This window comes from Mesorhizobium sp. M8A.F.Ca.ET.202.01.1.1 (assembly GCF_004791595.1).
GTDB lineage: Bacteria > Pseudomonadota > Alphaproteobacteria > Rhizobiales > Rhizobiaceae > Mesorhizobium.
Genome location: NZ_SRUN01000174.1, coordinates 1 through 327 on the forward strand (window position 1 = coordinate 1; position 327 = coordinate 327).

Consider the following 327-nt stretch of genomic DNA (forward strand, 5'->3'; position numbering starts at 1 on the left):
ATCAGGATGCGGCCGCTGGACGGCGTGAAGACGCGCTGCAAGAGATTGATGAGCGTCGTCTTGCCGGCGCCGGTCGGGCCGACGATGGCAACGGTCTGGCCAGCCTGGACCTCGAACGAAACGTCCTCGATGCCGTGGCCGGAATTGGCGAACTCGAAGCTCACGTCCTCGAAGCGCACATGGCCGGTGACGTTGGTGAGCTCGCGCAGGCCATCGGGCTCGATGGTCTCGGCGGCGGAGTACTCGAGACGATAGAAGTCCTCGAGTTTGGCGCGCGCCTGCGAAATCTGCGTCGTGAAGGCCGACATCTGGTCGAGACGGGCGATC

At 64.5% G+C, this 327-nt stretch carries 1 protein-coding gene; it reads right to left on the minus strand.

Going from position 1 to position 327, the window contains the following annotated elements:
- The coding region (locus EN845_RS34375; protein WP_135931313.1) for an ATP-binding cassette domain-containing protein at positions 1-327 on the minus strand (327 nt) is incomplete at both ends.